Below are 19,475 nucleotides of genomic sequence, written 5' to 3' on the forward strand. Positions count from 1 at the left end.
CATATTTTAGAAGAACTGCGTCATTTTTTTGATCATAAGTGAAAACATGCCTCTGGTCACCCAATTCTTGCTATACTGATTGTACGAATTATCCAATCGATTGCGCGATCTACACAAAGCCACTTTCTATTCCTAATTATGATGACAGCAGGTGATCCCGGTTGAGCAAGCTCGCCCCTTTCTTTCGCCATATGCCCCTGCAGCGGAAGCTGCTGGCGCTCGTCGTTCCGCTGCTGATTGTTACGGTCGGCGTGACGGGTTATTATTCGTATTCCATTGCTTCCCGAGAGGTTGTCGACAAGATTCGCCAAGCCCAGCTGAACATGGCGGTGAAGACAAAGGATCAACTGGACCATTTTGCCCAAAATTCCGTCAGCTTCACGAACTATCTCTTCCTGAACGCATCCGTGCAGGAGATGGTCTTGAATGGAGACACGCCTTACCGGCGCGATCTGGTGTTCAAGAGCCTGCTTCCGCTTATGGTAACGGGCGAGACGATTCAGTCGCTCATCCTGTATGCGGTGAAGAACGACAGCTCGGCAAGCAGCCCCTTCGTCATTACACAGACGGGAATTGCAAGCGCTATCAGTTATGACCGGTTCAAAGAAACGCCTTATTATGAGAGGCTGCGTTCCTCCCCCGGCAACCAGCTCTGGGATATGCTTCGCCCCGAGGATAACGTATTGCCTGGCGATTATCATCATAAGCTTGTCTACATTAAACCGTACAAAAACTATCGCTATCAGCCTAGCGGCTTGCTGGTCGTCGGCATGGACGCCGACAAGCTCAGCCGCAGCCTGTTCCACGAGGCCAAGGATGCGACCCAGTTCATCATGAATGACGACGGCACCGTGCTCGCCGCCACCAATGTAGCGTGGATCGGCTTATCTGTCAACGAACTTCCGATCTATGCGCTGGAGGGTACGATCGAATTGTCCACCCCCGCGGAGACGCTGGATAAGCTTAAGCAAAGGGAGGATCTAATCGTCTCGGATGCCGTCTCCAGCATCACCGGCTGGCATTCCGTGGTTATACAGGACCGCAGCAAGCTGGTCGCAGAATTGAAAAACATCGGTTCCGCAACGATTTCCATCACGATTGCCGTCTGCCTTATCGCCATCTTAATGTCATGGATCATCGCCAAAATCATTACGAATCCGATGAAAAAACTGATGCACTCCATGAAGGCCCTCCAAATTGGCGACTTCTCGCAGCGGGTCGACATTGAGGGCAACGACGAATTCGGAAGGCTCGGCTACTTGTATAACTCCATGGTCGGGCGGATCAAAGTACTCATTGACGATGTCTATGCATCCAGCCTGAAGCAGCGGGAAGCAGAGCTGAAGGCGCTGCAATCCCAAATCAATCCGCATTTCTTGTACAACACCTTGAATATGATCAACTGGAGCGCCTTGCAGAAGGGCGATAAGGAAATATCCGAGATGGTCGTCTCGCTCTCCCAGGTATTCCGCCTCAGCCTGAACAGCGGCAATGAATTTGTCGAGCTGGAGCAAGAGGTAGAGCTCGTGCGTCATTACCTGTATCTCCAGAAAAAACGCTACCCGACCAGACTATACTTCGAGATTGAGATGGAGCCGTCGCTGAGGCACTTCCGCATGCCGAAGCTGCTGCTACAGCCGCTGGTGGAAAATGCGATCATCTATTCCATCGAACAGGCGGAGGGTACGGGCAATATCTTCATCCGGGCCAGCCGGGAGGAAGGCTGGATCGTGCTGGAGGTAACGGACAACGGTCCAGGCATGCCAAGCGAGCTGGTTCAGCGTCTGAACGCCTCCGGCGCTCCTCTGTCTGTCAAGCTGCCAAGCGAAGGATCAAGGTCCGGCATGGCGATCGCCAATATCCGGGAGAGGCTGGCCTTGTTCTATAAGGAAGCCGTCTTCGAGATCGAGAGCAGGGAAGGCATCGGCACTCGCATCCAAGTTCGAATCAAAGAGGGGGATTCAGGCCATGACGCTTAAAATGATCGTTGCCGAGGATGAGCAGTTTTTCCGCGAGGGCATTGTCGGCTCTATCGATTGGAAATTATATGATATTGAAATTGTCGGCGAAGCCGAAAACGGCCGGCAGGCGCTTGACTTGATGCACGAGGCAGGAGCAGACCTGCTGCTGACCGATATCCGCATGCCGTTCATGAACGGGCTTGACCTCATACGCGCTGCCAAGGATGCGGGCATGTCCTTCCACTCCATTCTGCTGACCGGCTACAACGAATTCGACTACGCGAAGGAGGCGATCACTCTAGGCGTATCCGATTATTTGGTAAAGCCCTGCATGCCGCATGACATTCTGCGCGTCGTTCTGGACGTGAAGAAGAAGATCGAGACGGCTGAACATAGAGGCCGCAAGTTCTCTGAGCTTAGCCGTACCTGGAACCGCAGTATCCAGCTGCTGAAGAACGGGATCTTGTCCCAATGGATTCAGCAGCCGCTCATGCCGCTGGAGGAGCGGGGGGTGTCCATGCGCGAGCTTAATCTGTCGCTTCAGCCCGAGCCGATCATCGTCGGGCGAATTGAGATTGACGCGGGCGAGAGAGGTACGGGTATTCGAAGCAACCGGGATCTGGAGCTGATGCGCTACGCCATTCTAAATATTACCGACGAGACGCTTCGTCCCCACTTTGACGGCAAGCTTGAAGTGTTTCGTCACGGCGATGAGCTGCTCTGGATGGCGAACGGCTCCGGCAATCATACGGATGCCTCCCATATGGAGGGATTACGGCTGCTGAAGCAAAATCTGGAGAGCTATCTCAGCCTGACAGTCAGCCTCTCGCTCAGCTCCGTCCAGCCCTCCGTCAACGATGCCAAATCAGCCTACGAGGAAGCAAGCAAAGCGATGGAGGCAAGATTTTATCAGGGCAAGGGCGGCATCTTCCTCTTCAATGATCTGAGGGGCGAGCGCTCCGGCGAGATATCCATTATGGAAGATCCATTCCTGGAGCGAATTCAGAGAGAGCTGCTTTCCCATCTTCAGGTTAGCCAGTACGGAGGCGCTGTTGACGCCATTGACGCGGCAATCGCTTATCTCAAGGAAAGAACAACCTACTCCCGTCCCGAAATTATTTGGCGCGTCAGCGGCATCGTCATGGACTTGCAGCGCATCGCGAAGGAACGTCTTGCCGGAACGATCGAGTGGCATAATCATCCCATCAACTGGATCGAAAGCGTACCGAATATGGAGACACTGGATGACTGCTCCGTTATTTTACAAAAAATCGTACAGAATATCGCTCAGACATCATCGAACCAGAAGCAGCTTCACCGTACCGTCCAGGCCACGCTGGAGCTGATCAAAGCCAAATATGATACGAACCTGACCCTGGAGCTGGCCGCGAAGGAAACGTTCGTCAGCAACTCCTACTTAAGCTCCCTGTTCAAGCAGGAGCTTGGCGTCAACTTCCTCGATTACCTGCATCAGTACAGAGTAGAGCGGGCTAAGGAGCTGCTTCGCGAGCATTACAAGATTTATGCGGTCGCCAAGCTGGTCGGCTACGGGGAGGAGCGGCACTTCAGCTCCACCTTTAAGAAGTGGACCGGCATGACGCCAAGTCAATATCAGAAGGGGAACGCACAAGAGGGCAGCCAATAGGCTGCCCTCTTGTATCGTGATCGTCATAAGCCGGACGTTGCATCCTGGCTGCAATGCTTCATACCCGCTCTTATTGCCCCTTCTTCTCCAGCAGCAGCCACTTCACCCGCAGCGGTCCGCCAATGCATCGCAACGTGATCGTATGCTCGCCGGGCCTTACAGCGCCCAAAGCGATTAGGTCCGAAGCATGCCAGTCACCCGCCGCCACCTTCAGATGGTCAGCCGGCTGACCATCCAGTGCTAGCTCCAGCTCCCCGTCTTCGCCCGCTGCCTGCAGCTTCAACTGCAGGGTCAACTCAGCGCCCGGATCGTTGTCATCGCCGATGAAGTCATAGCTGAACCAATCGCCCTCCGCGAGCTCCAGGCATAACCACTGATCCGGCTCCCATTCCTCGCCGCCTCCATGCGCGAAGGTAGCGGCCTTACGCGCGCTGTCTACAAACCGGATATTCGTACGGTCTCCCGCACGGAACCCTGTAGGAGATGCAGTATCCTGCGCCCTGTTCGTACCGGGATGACCGAATCCATAGCTGACGCCTTCGCCCTTGTAGCCATAGAAAACAGCCGGAATTCGAACCGGAGCGCGGCGCAAGAGCGCCCGGACCACTTCCGGAAGATAATCGCAATGGGCCAGCTTCATCAAATTCAGATAGTCCCATAAGATGCGTTCCGCCGTAATCGCATCCGGCTGCTTGCCACCCTGCAAATAATCGACCAGCAGCTCCCAGCCCTCCGGCTTGGGGATGGAGCAAGGCGAGTTCGTCGTGTCCAGCTTCTTCCATGTCCAGAAATTCCATGAGATATGGTGATCCTCGAACAGTTGGAACGCGCCTGTATACCAATCCTTGTTGTTCTCGCCGCCTTCGCCCATGAAGATCGGCACATTCCACTTGCTGCGAAGCTCCAGGTACTGGGCGATGCTCTCCGTATCGGGATTGTTCCAATACTTGTGGAATTGCAGAAGTACATTGTCGTCAATCGGGTTATCCCCGAACGCATCCTCGAAGATGGACCAATCCGTCGACCAATGCACGCCCTCCAATATAATCATATGCCGCTGGTCCACCTCGCGGATCGCCTGTACAATCTCACGGTAGAGCGGCATTACTTTATCGTTGTAAGTAGAGAACCATTCCGGAAGCGGCTCATTGAGCAGATCGTAGCCGGCAATGATCCAGTCATCCCGATATCTGCTTGCCAGCATGCGCCACATATCTACCGTTTGCCGCCAATGACGCTCATCTGTGAACAGATCCGGACGGTCAAATTCTGAATCATCGATATTGGCCCCGGTCTGTCCGCCCGGAGCGCCGTGCAAATCCAGGATGACATACAAGCCGTACATTCTGCACCAGTCGATCATACGATCCAGCAGAACCAGCCGATCCTCCCGGTAAGCGGTCAAGCCGTCAGGCGTTACCACCGAATCATCTCCCAGCAAGAACCGGCTATTGATCGGAAGCCGCACGGAGTTAAAGCCCTCTTCCGCAATTCTCGCAATATCCTCTTCGGTGATATAGCGATAATAGTAGGAAGACCAGAACTGCTCCGCCTTCTCCTTGCCTACCAGCCGCTCGATCATGCCTTCAATCCGGCGGGGACGATCCCCCTCCTTGGGGAACTTCCACATATACCCCTCCGGCAGAAGCCAGCTGCCGAATCCAACCCCGCGAAAAATAAACTCTTCCCCATCCCCGTTGCGCAGCACCTGTCCGTCAGCTCGTACAAATCCCGTTACTTCCCGAGTTCGATTACGTGTCAATCTTTTCCCTCCTGTCGTCATGAGCCCTCTTGAAGCTTCTCTATCTATCTTTGCGAATTGATTCCTATGACCAACTAAGCTTTAATCGCCCCTTCGGCAATGCCGTGCAAGATATACTTCTGGAGCGCAAGATATAAGACAATGACCGGCAGCATAGCCAGCACCAGCGACGCTAGTATGGCGGACCAGTCGTTGTTGTACTCGCCGAACAGCATGTTCGTAGACAGCAGCAGCGTATAGCTCTTGTAATCTGTCAGCACCAGCAGCGGAAGCAGAAAGTCGTTCCACATCCATAGCGTGTTGAGTATCGCAATCGTCGCCGTAATCGGCATAAGCAGAGGCAGAATGACGGTGAAAAACAGCCGAAACTCCCCGCAGCCGTCTATAACGGCCGCTTCATCCAGCTCTCTAGGCACCGACTTGACGAAGCCGTGGTACAGAAAGATAGCCATCGCAACGCCAAGGCCGATGTACAACAGGCCGAGACCCGCTGTCGAGCCTTGGAGACGAAGCTCCTTGCTGATCGTCACAAGCGTGATCATAATGGAGTGAAACGGAATTAAGGTCGACATAATGAACAGCCCGAACAGAAAGCCGCTCAGCTTCCCCGGCGTCCGCGACAGCTTGTAGCCCGCCATTGAGGAGAACAGCACGATGCCCGTCAGCCCTACTACTACGACCACGAAGGTATTGCCCAAACTGCGCATATAACGGGTTTTCTGAAAAGCGTCTGCGTAGTTGCCGAACTCCGGCAGCGCGGGCCAGGCCAATATATTCGTCAGCATCTCTCCTTGCGTCTTTACCGAATTCAGCAGCGCCATATAAATCGGAAACAACGTAATCACGGAGGCAACTATGAGAAACAACCACACCGTTGCTTTACCCAGCCGTCTGCCAATATACCGAGTATTCTCCGTTCCGGGAGACGTTGACGGCTTGCTGCCATGCAGCGCTCCCGTCGCTTCCCCGCTCCTCTTAACGACTGCCGCATGAGATTGACCACTCTTCATGCTCTCACCTCCCGCCGCTTCATAATTGCAAGCTGAATGATAGTGATAACAAGCACAATGCCGAACAGAATCATCGCCTTGGCGCTGGCATAGCCGTAGCGATTGCTGAAGCTGAAGGCTTCCTCATATATATTGATGGCGATAACCTGTGTAGTACGTCCAGGGCCGCCGCCCGTCAATGCATATACCGAATCGAACACCTTGAACGAGTTGTTCAGCGTCAGGAAGACGCCGATCGTCAGCGCCGGGTAGATCATCGGCAGCGTCACATGGCGAAAGATATGAAAAGCGCCCGCTCCGTCGATCGCAGCCGCTTCCTTGAGCGGCTTCGGCACGCCCTGAAGCGCCGCAATATAGATGACCATCAAGTAGCCGACGCCGCCCCATAGGGATAAGGCCAGTATCGCAAAGAAGGAATACTGAGGATCGCCGATCCACGACTGGTCCAGCAGCAGCCAGCCCGTCTTTTCCGCCAAGTATGGGAACACTCTTGTAAAGATGAACATCCACATAAATCCGCCAATAATAAGACTAAGCATGTTCGGCATAAAAAAGATCGTCCGGAACCACACTTTGCCTCTGCCCAGCGACTCCACCAGCACAGCAAGCAATATAGCCAGCAAGTTCTGAAGCACGAGCATATACACGACGAATTTCACCGTAAACCATAGCGATTTCAAAAAATACCGGTCGCCCATCGCCTCTACATAATTGGACAAGCCGACGAACCCATAGGACGGATTCAACCCGTTCCAATCCGTCAAGCTGTACCACAAGCCCCCGAATGCGGGGGCAAGGGTAAAGGCAGCATAAAAGGCAAGCGCCGGCAGCACGAATACGAGCAGCATCACGTGTTTCTTCCATATTCTTGATGTCATAAGGCTCTCTCCGATCTGGCCGCTCTGCTTAGCGATTCGTTCATCACTTGGTCTTCACGGCCGTCTGCCACACTTTGTCGAGCGCAGCTATGACATCCTCCTGCGTAGCATCCTTCACATAATAGCTTTGCAGCTGCTTCGCCGTCTCGTCCGTCACGCCATTAGGCAGCTTGAGATCGAGGTAGGCTTTGCCTTGGGAGACATATTCGCTTGCTTCGTTCACCCACGGGAACACTTCGTACGTATGCACCGTTGCGATCGGATTGAACTTGAGCTCCTCGAACAGCGCCGAGGAATCCTTGTCGTCCAGCATGTAGTTCAGCAGGTCCTGCGCCACCTCTTTGTTTGCGCTCTTAGGAGATAAGGCAAGAGAAGTCGAAGTCGCCAAGTTGATCATTGTATCGGAAGCTTGGTTGCTGACAGGCAGCGGGGCTACCCCAAATTCCATGTCCGGGTTGACCTTCAGAATCGTCTCCGCATTCCACGGTCCCTGCACCCACATCGCAGCCTTGCCGTTCGCAAAATCAGCGGAGCCCGCTTCATTGCCCGTCTCGAAAGGCTTGTCGGTGCCGTTCGCCATGATAAGATCGATGATATCGAATACCGAGCGGACATCGGCATAGGATGCTTCGCCCCCATTCATCTTTTCAATCCAGTCAGGATGCGACGCGGACACCGTGCCGCCAAGGGAGAGCGCCATCATCAGCTGCGGAATCCAGGATTCCTGGAATGCCAGCAGGAATGGCTTGACGCCTGCCGCTTGCAGCTTCTCGGCAGCAGCCTTCATCTCATCCAGCGTCTGCGGAGGTGTAATTCCGTTGTCTCTGAAGATCGTCTTATTGTACAAATACCCCCACGACAGGCTTTCCATCGGAAGCGCTGCGACCTTGCTGTCATACTTCACCGTCTCGGCAACTGCTTCATACAGCTTGCCCACGAACGGCTGCCCCGTCAAATCTGCAATATAGCCGGCATCATAATACGTCGGAATGTCGTTGGCATGGAGCGTGAACAAATCCGGCGCATCGCCTGAGGACAACCGGGATTGCAGGATTTGCTTCGCCTGATCGGCGTTCGGCATCTCGAGTTGGATCGTGACGTTGATATTTTTCTCCGCCAGCTGCTTCTCCTTGAACTGGTCGAAATATTGTTCGAATTGATCCTTGAACCGCGGGAAGGTCATAAATACTTTCAGCTCCACCTTTTTCGGAGCCGCAGTCACTTCATCATTGCCGGCGGTTTGGGTCGGCGCAGGCTTCTCGCCAATTCCTTTATTCCCCGAGCTGCAAGCGGAGATCAGTGTGATGACCATGGTTAGCGCAAGCAGCAAGAAAAGCGCTCTCTTCATTGTTCATTCCCCCTATTGGTAAGTTGCAGCTTCAGTATAACGAAGGAATAAAGCGCTTTCTTTTGAGGAAATTAACGTTTGCTTTTGTACGATATTGATTCGGTCTCTGCGCTAGTCCCGGCGAAGCTGTCCGGGGGGCATGCCAAAATGCTTCTTGAATACCCGGTAGAAATAGGAGATATCCTCGTAGCCGGCCAGCTGTGCAGCGTGCTTGATCGACATGCCCTCATCGGCAATCAGACCTCTAGCCTTCTCCATTCGCCGCCGGACGATATAGTCTGTCAGATTCTCTCCAACGGATGTCTTAAACATCCGGCTGAGATGCTCCTTGCTGACCAGAAACTGTCCGGCAACGGATTCCAGCGAGATCGGGTTCGGGTAATGGGCATCGACATATTGCTTCACATCGGCCATGTCCAGCCGATTCCGCGATTGTCTGAGCTGAAGCAGCGCAGCGATCGCCTTCCCGTACAACACGCCAACCTCCCTCAGCGCTCCTCCGGGCTCCTGATCTTGGCCTATACGCGCGTCCTCCCCTGGCAGCAGCGCCGCAAGCGACAGCTCCTGCTCCGACAGAAATTGCTCCAGCATCAGCATAAGATCGTTGGCAATGCGAAGCACGCTGCCCGCTCCCAGCTCTGTGCCATTCTCGCCTATGTCCTTAAGCAGCTTGTCGCAAGTCGCCGCAGCCGCTTCTTTATTCAGCTCCATCAGATACGTATAGATACGCTCCCGCATATCCCCGTATCGCTGCATGTCGGCACCGCTTGCGAATAAGGGCGCAAGCTCTCTCCACACAGGCTTCTCTGACCGCACAAGCTCCGCCTTGCTCTGCGCAAGAGCAGCGTCCAGCTCCTCCGGCTTGATCGGCTTCAGCAAATATTCCACCGCTTTGGAGCGGATCGCTTGCTTCAAGTAGATAAAGTCATCATATCCGCTCATGACGATGATTTTCAGCTTCGGATAACGTTCATGCATCGCCTGAAGCAGCTCCGCCCCGTCCGTACCGGGCATGCGCATGTCCGTTATGACAATGTCGGGCTGAAGCTCCGCAATCTTGCGCAGCCCTTCGTTGCCATCCTCCGCCTCGCCGATGATGCGAAGCTCCAGACGGGACCACTGGCCGAGCGCCTTCACCACTTCTCTGGACCATGGCTCGTCATCGATGATTAGCACCTTATGCATGTCTCTTCCCCCTTTCTATGGATTGTTCCGCATCCGGCTGCTTCGGGTGACGGGCATGGTCAGCACAACCATCGTCCCTTGTCCGCTGTGACTGAACAACCGTACGCCGTAGGGCTTGCCATACCGCAGCTGCAGGCGTGCATGAACATTCTGAAGGCCGATTCCTTTCCTCTCTGCCGGATCTCCTGCCGGTGAATATGGCTCACGCTCCCTTCCATCCAGCTCTGCTCTCAGCTCCGCCAGCTTGGTTGGGCTCATGCCGAGTCCCTCATCCTTCACGATGATCATGAGCCGTTCTCCAATTATGCGAATACGCACATCCAGACGCCACTTCCCTTCTTTTCGCTGAAGCCCATGCTCAAATCCATTTTCTACTATCGGCTGCAGCGTGAACTTGGGGATACGCACATCTCCGGCTTCCTCCTGGGCAGCCAGCTCAACCGTACACCGGCCGATAAACCGCTGTTCCTGAATGAACAAGTAGTTGGCGGTATGCGCAAGCTCCTCGCTAAGGTTCACCGTCTGGTCGTCATCTGAGCGGATGGAGTAACGAAGCAGGTCGCCGATTACATGCGTAATGCGATATATCTCCGGCGCTCCCTTGGCAAGCGCCATTCCTCCAATCATATGAAGCGTATTGTTCAGGAAATGAGGATTGATCTGGGCTTGCAGAGCAATCAATTGCGCATTTTTCACTTCGATTTCATGCTGGTATTCATTTTCGATCAGCGCCTTGATGCGTCCCATCATAAAGTTGTACCCCGCCTCAAGCAAGCCGATTTCATCCTTGCTTTGCACGGATTTCATCTCGAAATCGTGAATATGCGACTTGCGCATCGTCTTGGCGAGACTCACGATCGGCCTGCTGATCCGCAGTGATACTATAATAGACAATAGAATCGATACGGCTGTGAACAAAGCTCCTGTCCATAGACCTGCTGTCATCGTTTTTTGAGCGCTTTGGTTCACGGTCGCTACCGGAATCGCTTTGATCACATCCAGTTGGCCGTTACCGACACGTTTGGCAAATAAATAATAGTTCGCCGTCCTTGTGAAGGACACAGAAGCCGGCTCGATCTCCATCGCAAGCAGGCTTTCTTTCAGTTCCTCCGTTAAAGCAGTCATAGAGGACCCGGGCAGCAGCTCCCCTTCGTCATTGATGAGATAGATTAAGCTTTCGGGCTCCGATTGCAAAATGGTAGACGCCTGCTCCCACACCCGGTCGTTGATTCGTACAGCTATCCCCCCTACAAGCGCTTGCCCCAAAAATTCATTCATAGAATGATAGGCGCTGAGTGAATCGCCTGATGACTTGAAATAAATGCCGACCGGCTCCGTCAGCATCCGGCTCCAAGGCCCCTGCCCGATATCGAGCGAATGAACCATTCCGCTGGTAGCGAAGTGAACCGTATAGGCTCTTCCCGTAGCATGGAGGTATAAGGTCAATTCATCGATTTTGCGGGAAAACGAATAAAAGGCGGTATTCAAGGTGCCGAACAGCCCATTCTGCAGCTGATACCGCTCCCCTGCCTCCAGCTCGTCTGCGGCGGACAAGCCCTCGATTAATTCCGTCTGAATATGAAGGGAATAGAACAGCGTATCCACCTGCTGAATGAGCTCGGTCAAGTATTGGCTGGCCCACATCATGCGGGATTCGTTGGCGTCGAGCATCTCCTTCTCTACCGAATCTCTTGTATTGTTCGTCGCTTGCCATGTGACCGTTATGACAGGCAGCGTCGTCAAGCAAATCATCAGCAGCATGAGACGGAAGCGAATGCTGATTCCTTTGAGCGGCATAGTCTCCTCCTGCTCCCGGTTCGCGGGTATAATCGATTGCCTCTTTCTTCGACTGGAAGAAAGCGTTTTCCTGCTGATGCAAGGCGGACCGTGTCATGTACTTTCTGACAATCATTCGTTCAGCAGCGTTTTCGATCTGAGATACTATACCCGATCTGGAAGCGGAGTGCATTGCACTTTATTAACCCCCCTTTTTGCATCCTATTGATGTTGATTGATGAGAGTGTCCCTATCAGAAACCGTACCTAATGAAAAGCCGCCGCGGAGGTTGTCCTCACACGGCGGATGTTCATGATAAAAGAAGCTTATTTGTTATAAATGCGGTACACGATGACAGCGGCTTCGGCGCGGGTCGTATGGCCCAGCGGATTCAGCTTGCCATCGCTGCCCTTTACAATATCATTCGCCAGCAGGATCGATGCGCTTTCCTTCGCATACGAGGCCAACTTGCCCAGGTCGGAGAAGCCCTCCAGCAGGGAAGCATCCCCGCCCTTAAGCGACTTGCCGGATACTGCAAGCGCTCTGGCTGTCATGGCCATCATCTCTTGTCTCGTAATGGACGCGCCCGGATCGAACGTCCCGTCCGCACGGCCGGTTACGATGCCAAGAGCCCTGGCAGCAAGCACAGCATCATAGTAGTAATCTTCTTCGGAAACGTCGGAGAAGCCGATCATTCCCTCCACATTCGCTTTCGCTTCCCATCCAAGCGCTCTGGCAAGCAGCAGCAGGAAGTCTGCGCGCTTCACTTGGCGTTCAGGTGCATAAGCTTGCTCCGAGATGCCGTTTATGACGCCCTTGGCCGCCATCACTTCGATCTCATGCTTCGCCCATGCATAACGCTGCAGATCGCCGAAGCTCTTCTCGACGTAGACAACTCCGAATGAGCTGAAATGCGATGTTGTGAATGTGACTGCCTTCGAGGCTGCTGCGTATTTGCCGCTTGGTACGGCATGCGCTGCGCTCTCGTTGTCGATGTACCAGACCGTCAGCCATTCGCTATTTCCGCTCTCTTGCTCGGTCAGTTGATAAGGTACCGATACATGAACCGGTGCATCCGGGTTGCTCCAAGGAACCGGAACGCCATCGATAGCCAGATGCAGTTCTACGACTGGACGCGAGCCGATTTGCGCTTTCAACTCGTCACTCAGGCCTGTTCTATCAGCTTCCCGAATAATAATAGATAGCTTCTTCGCTTCGGCAACGGCAGCTTGGCCCACCATATGGCTAGGCAATTCAATCGTTCCCGTCGGCGTCACGATAATCAGATAGTAATTCAGTCCGCTGTGCGAGATGCTGTCCTTCGGCAATTCCACTTCATAGCCCTTCGCTCCATCGGCTTCTGGCACACGAATCGTAATGCGCTGTACAGTGCCAGATGTTCCGCCAGACAAAGCGTCTTCCAGCGCCGCTGCTGTAATCGCAGTCGTCGCAATGCCGGTAGCCTCATCCACTACAGGCGCAGGAGCTGTCATTTCTTTGCCGTCCACCACTTCCGGCTTTTCCGTTACGGGCGGCGTGATCACTTCTCCACCGCCAGTACTTGGCGATATTTGATACGTGAACGGTGCGATAAAGCTGTCTTGCATGCCATCCTTCACCGCGATTGCGCGGATAACGGTTAGCCCGCTCATCGCGATCGCTCTGCTGTATTTCTCGCCATTGTCCTTACTTGGCAGGCTGCCATCCAGCGTGTAGTAGATCGCAGCTCCTTCAGTGGCGGAGCTCAGCGTTACGCTGCGCGAACCGTTGTAGGCGCCAACCTTAAGCGATGCTTTCGGCAGGGCAACGGTGCCGCCGATTTCCTGGACCGGCTCAGACGGCTCAAGGGAGAACCAATCCAGGTTCGCTCCTTCGCCGACAAAGTTCAGTCTAAGCGTCTGCACGCCTGAAGGAAGCTGTACCACATGGGAGACTTCCTGATAGCTGTCCCATCCGCCCGTTCCTCCGAACGGTACGGTTCCGTATGATGCACCTCCCGCGTTGCCGATCGTCATTCTGACGCCCGACTGCGGAGTGGCGTAACGGTAGACGACTTTGTAGTAGCCGCCTTCACCAATATTTACAGCATAATCGACATGGCCGCCAGCTACGGTAAAGCCGATATTCCGGAATTCGTTCGCCGCTCCGGCATTATTCGTCTGTACCGCTGCGCTGCTTGCGCTTATATACGTCTCTGCTTCTACCTTCAACGTTCCGTTCTCTGCATCTGTCACCGGCACGGCAAGCTTCTCGAACTTGATGCCTCTCAGCTCATAGTTTCCTGCTCCCGCAGCCAGTCGGATGCGCTGCTCACCTTTCGTCAGCTGCAGCTCCGTACGCATTTGCACAACCTGGTTGTACAGATTCGGCACAGTTACAGCGGTTTTGTCCGCTCCGCCATTCGTCTGCCATACGATTCCGTTATAGGCTTGGGAGTTGGACGTTACGGTCAGTTCCGCAATGTAGCGGCCGCTCTCAGGCACGTCAACCAGATACTCCGCGTAGTCTCCTCCATCAATGCCGGAGAATCGGCTCGTTGCTCCGGAACCAGATACCGTAAGTCCCTTCATGCTATGGAAGTGATCAAGCGCGTTCAGATCAAGCAAGCCTATCGGATCTGTCACGTTGACCGTTCCTGTTAGAACAGTGCGGGCAGTCAGTTCGCTGCCTCCCGAAGAATCGCCATACGCCAATACCGGAACATGAACGTTCAACTGAAGATCATCATAATAAGTCGTGCCGTTCCATGCCAGCTTCAGCTTCACCTGCGTTGCCGATACCCACTCGGCGGAAGCAAGGGATACGCCGCCGCGGTCAACAGCAGGGCCCGATACGGTGATCGCATCTACATGATCGGCCAGCAGCTTGCCGCCGCTAATCGTTAGTACGATTTCTTTGCCGTCCGCATCATAACCCACTTGTGCAGGAGTTACGGAGATGGACTCCGGATCATTCACAGCTGTGAACAATACAGAAGCTGTAAGCGTTGCTCCTGCTGATCCGTCCACTTCATCCGGAGCTGCGGACAGCACGGCTGTACGGTCGGAATCATAATCTTCCACGGCTGCGCCCGCAAGCGTGACAACCGCTGTCGTATCACCCGTTCTCTCTACATCTGCTACCGTAATGCCATCCAGTCCGATGATGGACCAGTTGTCTTTATTCAAATCTGCCGCATAGACACCGTTAAGCAGATGTACGGTGATTTTGCCCCCCGCTTCGCTGCCTTCTGCGATCGGCTGCTGCTCCGGTACAAAAGCTGCTCCGATTGCGATGAAGTCAAGACGGCTAACTGTACCTGTGACATCCAGGCGAATCTTATTGATTCCATCTTCAAGCGTAACCGTGCCTGCAGCCCGGCCAGAAGCGCCGGTTGTCGCTGACAGCTCAACAACAGACTGCTCTTCCTCATTGACGGTAATCTTAAGCTCGCCCCCATCCTCTGGAGCTGCGTACTGATAGGTTACGCCATAGTCGCCTGCACCCGAAGCGAAGACAGTGTATTCCACCCAGTCGTCCTGGTCGGCGCCTGCTAACGAAGTTCCTTGCGTGACTACTCCGTAAGCATGGCTATAGCGGCTGCCTTCGATCAATCCTGGCAGCGTAGTCATGCCTGAATCCGCTCCGCTCAGCGAGATGCTGCGGATGATGTAGCCGCTGCCTCCGGCATTCAGCGTCAGCAACTGCTTGCCAGCCTGAAGATCGATCAGACTGCGAACCTTCGCGGGATTGCCGCCTGTATCCTGCACAAGCGCAATCGCTTCGCCCGTGCCGATCTGAAGCTCCGCTTCTTTCGGCGAGCCGATATATTCAATATCCGCGTAGTAGGTTCCGCCTTCCTTCACTTCCGTTACATAATGGAAAGCTGCTTGATCCGTCTCGGAGAAGCCGCCGATGGCATCCTCTTGAACGACGTATTGGCCTTCTGCCGATGCGAATGCGCTGGCCGCAACTTCAGTCTTCGGCTGAAGCCCTTGAGCGCGGTCGAAGCGGTAAGTGGCCACGGACTTAGCCGGAAGCGTCGCGTTCATCTGCAGACCGTCCACCAGAATCTTGAATGGCTGCGGATCGGCCGTACGGTTGATGACTACCGTTACGACCTCCTTGCCGTCCGGACTTGCAAAAGCCACGTTAGTCACCGTCGATGCGGAGCCGTAGTTGCTGTCAATACGGACGTAACCCGGCTTGACGAACTTGGTGTAGTGACCCATCAGATAGTACTCCGGCAAGATCCAGTAATGATCCGGATTCGAGGAATCCTGAATGACTGGCGTCGGATCAGGGATGCCTACCCACTGGTGGGTCGCGATATCGCTGTCGAGCATCGTCACCCAGCTGTTATAGCTTCTTGCATAGTTGCGGAAGTATTGCGCGATCCGATCTGCGCCTGTTGTTCCCCATACCGCTCTCTCTGTCAGGTATACGCTTTTCTCAGGGAACATCTCTTGTAGCACGCTCATCATGGACAGCTCGCCGCCATAGTCATGGAACGCCGTCCCTTCCACTGCGTCGTACGCGCCTTCCAGCTCGTCACCAAGCACCAGCGCAGGGAATGCCATTGTGTCGCCCGGGTTGTGGTCGAACATCCAGAGCTTCACGGATTGAATGCGCGGGTTGCTGTTCGCATCCAGTCTCTCTCTCAGCAGCTTGGCGAGTCTGGACGTCTGCTGCCAGGACATCGCCGTACTTGGATAATCAATTTCCAGCAGCGGTTCGTTCTGAAGCGTCATACCTTCGAAGTAAATGCCTTGCTCCGCGTAAGCTACTAGAAACTTCTCATAGTATTTGGCTACAAGCGGCAAGTACTCTTCCTTCACTTGACCTCTGATCATGCTGTCCGTCGTCTTCATCCAGCCTGGCGGACTCCATGGAGACGCAAAAAACTTGATATCCGGATTAATTTGCTGAATCTTCTTGACCGTCGGGATAATACCCAAATCGATATCCTTCTGAATCGAGAAGTGTTCCAGATTCTCATCCGTTTGTCCCGGCGGCATATCGTTGTAAGAATAGAACTTCTGCGCCGTAAAGTCGGATGTGCCGATCGTCAGACGGATCAGGCTCATGCCGATGCCTTCCTCTGGATGCACAAGCTTTCTGAGCAGCTCATCTTGCTTGCTCGGGGACATTTTCATCAGGTTGAAGATCGTCGATTCTTCCATGGATGATCCGATGCCCATCATCGATTGATACGTCTTATCCGGGTTAAGAGCAATCTCTGTCACAGCTCCGCCATCCGGCAGTCTGAGATCCAGATTAGCACCCGGCTCCAGCTTCTTGTCGCCCGGCTGGTAGCGGTCACCGTAATACCATTTCCGGTCCGCAGCATCGCGCTCTGTGGAGATCCAAGACTCCACGCCGCCAGCGACGATAAGGTCGCCAGTTCCTTCGTTGCCTACCGGATCGGTTCCGCCGCCACCGTCAGCAGGAACATCTCCTGTACGTGTGAACTCTACCCAGTTGAAGTTGATATCGCCTGCGACGAACTCCAGACGCAGCGTCTGCACGCCGCCCTTCGGCAGCACGATATCCTGCACTTCAGTCGTCGCCCAGTTCTGCCAGCCGCCTGTTGAACCGACATTCAGCGTACCTGCTGTCGCGCCATCTTCTGTCTTGACGCGGATGCCCGTTGCGCCGCCATTGCCCGCATAGCGGAATGCCGCCTTGTACGTGCCCGGCTCCTCGACGTTCACCCGGTAATCCAGCCAAGCGCCTGCGGATGTCCAGCCGACATTCAGTCCGCCGCCTTCATCCTGCGTCGTTTCGGTATTCAGCCCGTTGCTCTTCGCCGAGAAAGCTTCCGCTTCGATCTTACCCGGAATGCTCTCCGATTGCGGCTGAGGCAATGCAGGCGCCTCCGGCAGCTCCTGCGTTTGTTCGCCGCGCTTCAGACCGTATCCGACATCGAACAGCAAGTTGTCGCTGTCCTTAGTAAGCGGATAGCTCGCGCTTACGTAGAATGGCCATTCAATGGGATTCGTTCCCTTGAAGTCCTTGCTGCCAAGCAGCACATCCGCTACGCCGCGGCCTTCCGTACCCGGAAGCCATGCCGCCACAAGGCCTTGCCAATCGCCAAGCTGCTCGCTGATCGTCATCGGACGACCGCTTACGAGCACAACGACAATCGGAATGTTCGGATCGGATTCGCGAATGTTGCGCAGCGTCTCTCGATCAACTTCATCCAGATCCAGTGCTGTACGGTCGCCGTCAGATTCCGCATACGGCGTCTCGCCAATGACGACAATCGCGACGTCATGGCCTGCTGCGCCGCGTCCGTGCTTGTTGTACGTCACCGTCTTCGAAGTGCCAGCCGCATCGCGGATGCCTTTCAGAATCGTCGTGCCTTCTGTAATCTTACCCGACGCTCCCTGCCATGTAATGGACCAGCCGCCGGACTGAATACCGATATCATCCGCGCTCTTGCCCGCAACATAAAGCTTGTTCATGTTCGGTAGCTGCGCCAGTATCGGCGTTCCGTTCACCTTGTCGTTTTTCAGCAGAACCAGCGATTCTGCAACAGCCTGACGCGCGATGTTGCGATGCGCCGCTGCCCCCGCACTGCCTGCCAAATCCTTGTCCGCCTTCGGATACTCGAACAGACCCGAAGCCATCTTAACCTTCAGAATGCGAAGGACGGCATCGTCCAGCCTTTCCTCCGTGATAGCGCCTTCATTCACCAGCGCGATCAGATGATTCAACGCGTTCTTCCAGTCACCCGTCAGCATGAACATATCCACGCCCGCATTCACGGACACACGAACCTGATTTTTGAGACCGCTTACAGCATTGCCATCCTGATCTCTGGAAATTTGCTGAATGGCGTTGTAATCAGATATGACAAACCCTTTGAAGCCGAGCTCGCCCTTCAGCACATCCGTCAGCAATCGCTGGTTGGCATGCATCTTGAGTCCTGCAATGCTGTGGTAGGAAGCCATAACCGTCTGAACGCCAGCTGCAATGGCTTCTTTGTACATGTTCAGATCATGGGCCAAAATTTCTTCCTCGGTATATTTCGTTGTGTCGCCTTGGTTTTTGCCGTTATCCGTGAAGCCCTCGCCGATAAAATGCTTCGCCGTGCCCACGGCTCTAAGAGGGTTTCGTCTCTCGGCATCTGTCTTGCCCTGAAGCCCCTCAATAAACGCCGCGCCAAGCGCGCCTGTTCTGTTCGGGTCCGAGCTGAAGCCTTCATACGTCCTGCCCCAGCGAATGTCTTGCGGCGCTGCGATTGTCGGCGCAAAATCCCAGTTCGTGCCTGTCGCGCGCATCTCCTTCGCGGTAGCCTGTCCGATTTGCTGCATCAAAGCAGGATTGTTGGCTGCCCCGAGGCCAATATTGTGCGGGAACAGCGTTGCGCCCAGCACATTGTTATGCCCATGGACCGCATCCACGCCATACAACAGCGGAATGCCAAGTCTTGTCGACAGCGCTCCGTCCTGAAGGCTGTCTGTCAGCTCTCGCCACTTTGCCTCCGTGCTGTCAGCTTGTCTTCCGTTCGGGAACGATCCGCCGCCGCTTAGCACCGAACCGATAAAATATTGCTTAACCTCTTGCGGAGTAATATTTGATTTCTCCGGCTGGATCATTTGACCCGCCTTTTCTTCCATTGTCATCCTGCCGAGCAGATCCGCCGCTCTCTCATCCACGCTCTTCGCCGGATTCAGATAAACGGGCAGACCAGCTGCAGCCGCTTCCGCAGATGGTGCTCCTGCGGCGGCGAACAGCCCCGTCACCAGCGTGAGTGCCAGAAAGGATGATAGCAGTCTCCTAACCTTTCTTCCCATTGCAAAAACCCTCCTCAACCCTTGTAGGTTCTCCCAAGCTTGTCCAGTTGTAGATGGGCAAGGACAAAATTCGGGATTCTCTACAAGTATAAAATTGAAAGGAGGGCCTTTATAGGCTGCATTTTTAAG

Annotated in this window: 9 protein-coding genes; 2 read left to right on the top strand and 7 right to left on the bottom strand. The window is 54.4% G+C overall.

Annotation, left to right across the window (positions count from 1 at the left end; genetic code table 11):
* The first annotated feature begins 161 nt into the window (after positions 1-161).
* Both ACFVSO_RS01305 and ACFVSO_RS01310 read left to right on the top strand, forming a co-directional pair.
* The gene (locus ACFVSO_RS01305; protein ID WP_387469285.1) at positions 162-1,979 is read left to right on the top strand and encodes a sensor histidine kinase; all 1,818 of its coding nucleotides are present in this window, start codon (positions 162-164) and stop codon (positions 1,977-1,979) included.
* Positions 1,969-3,606 (top strand): helix-turn-helix domain-containing protein, encoded by a 1,638-nt coding sequence (locus ACFVSO_RS01310; protein ID WP_387469287.1) that lies wholly within the window; start codon positions 1,969-1,971, stop codon positions 3,604-3,606. The genes ACFVSO_RS01305 and ACFVSO_RS01310 overlap by 11 nt, the downstream gene beginning before the upstream one ends.
* Positions 3,607-3,676: 70 nt before the next feature.
* Here the strand turns inward: ACFVSO_RS01310 and ACFVSO_RS01315 are convergent, their stop codons facing one another.
* From ACFVSO_RS01315 to ACFVSO_RS01345, 7 genes are all read right to left on the bottom strand, one after another.
* Positions 3,677-5,368 carry a glycoside hydrolase family 5 protein gene (locus tag ACFVSO_RS01315; protein WP_387469289.1) on the bottom strand — a complete coding sequence of 564 codons (1,692 nt, stop codon included), beginning with the start codon at positions 5,366-5,368 and terminating at the stop codon, positions 3,677-3,679.
* Between the two features lie 74 nt (positions 5,369-5,442).
* On the bottom strand, positions 5,443-6,378 hold the full coding sequence (locus tag ACFVSO_RS01320) for a carbohydrate ABC transporter permease (RefSeq protein ID WP_387469291.1): 936 nt from the start codon (positions 6,376-6,378) through the stop codon (positions 5,443-5,445).
* On the bottom strand, positions 6,375-7,256 hold the full coding sequence (locus ACFVSO_RS01325) for a carbohydrate ABC transporter permease (protein ID WP_387469293.1): 882 nt from the start codon (positions 7,254-7,256) through the stop codon (positions 6,375-6,377). Before ACFVSO_RS01325 ends, ACFVSO_RS01320 begins: the two co-directional genes overlap by 4 nt.
* Positions 7,257-7,299: 43 nt before the next feature.
* Complete coding sequence (locus tag ACFVSO_RS01330) at positions 7,300-8,604, bottom strand: ABC transporter substrate-binding protein (RefSeq protein ID WP_387469295.1); 1,305 nt, start codon at positions 8,602-8,604, stop codon at positions 7,300-7,302.
* Positions 8,605-8,715: 111 nt separating this feature from the next.
* Positions 8,716-9,789, bottom strand: coding sequence for a response regulator (locus ACFVSO_RS01335; protein ID WP_387469297.1), 1,074 nt, complete (start codon positions 9,787-9,789; stop codon positions 8,716-8,718).
* A 15-nt stretch (positions 9,790-9,804) separates the two neighbouring features.
* Complete coding sequence (locus ACFVSO_RS01340) at positions 9,805-11,586, bottom strand: sensor histidine kinase (RefSeq protein ID WP_387469299.1); 1,782 nt, start codon at positions 11,584-11,586, stop codon at positions 9,805-9,807.
* A gap of 305 nt (positions 11,587-11,891) precedes the next feature.
* Entirely contained in the window at positions 11,892-19,346 is a 7,455-nt protein-coding gene (locus ACFVSO_RS01345; RefSeq protein ID WP_387469301.1) for a glycoside hydrolase family 3 N-terminal domain-containing protein, read from the bottom strand.
* Between the last annotated feature and the right edge of the window lie 129 nt (positions 19,347-19,475).

It is taken from the genome of Paenibacillus sp. NPDC057967, assembly GCF_042887015.1.
Taxonomy (GTDB): Bacteria; Bacillota; Bacilli; order Paenibacillales; family Paenibacillaceae; genus Pristimantibacillus.